Origin of the sequence: Streptomyces sp. NRRL S-37 (genome assembly GCF_000721605.1) — a bacterium.
GTDB lineage: Bacteria > Actinomycetota > Actinomycetes > Streptomycetales > Streptomycetaceae > Streptomyces.
Genome location: NZ_JOIZ01000115.1, coordinates 1 through 389, shown reverse-complemented (window position 1 = coordinate 389; position 389 = coordinate 1). Strand labels below are relative to the sequence as shown.

Below are 389 nucleotides of genomic sequence, written 5' to 3'. Positions count from 1 at the left end.
TGTGGTGCGGGGTGTGGAGGGTGCTCCGTCGTTGGAGCGGGTGGATGTGGTGCAGCCGGTGTTGTGGGCGGTGATGGTGTCGTTGGCGGAGGTGTGGCGTTCGTGCGGGGTGCGGCCGGCGGCGGTGGTGGGTCATTCGCAGGGGGAGATCGCGGCCGCGTGTGTGGCGGGTGGTCTGTCGCTGGAGGACGCGGCGCTGGTGGTGGCGTTGCGGTCGCGTGCATTGCGGGCGCTGTCGGGGCTGGGCGGCATGGTGTCGGTGGCGCGTGGTGTGTCGGTGGTGCGGGAGCTGGTCGGCCGGTGGGAGGGCCGGGTGTCGGTGGCGGCGGTGAACGGGCCGTCGTCGGTGGTGGTCTCCGGTGACGCGGACGCGTTGGACGAGCTGCTGG

Annotated in this window: 1 protein-coding gene; it reads left to right on the top strand. The window is 72.8% G+C overall.

The genetic code is table 11. The annotated features are described in order from the left end of the window. Positions 1 to 389: acyltransferase domain-containing protein (locus IH50_RS38465; RefSeq protein WP_037873700.1), on the top strand; the 389-nt coding region annotated here is incomplete at both ends.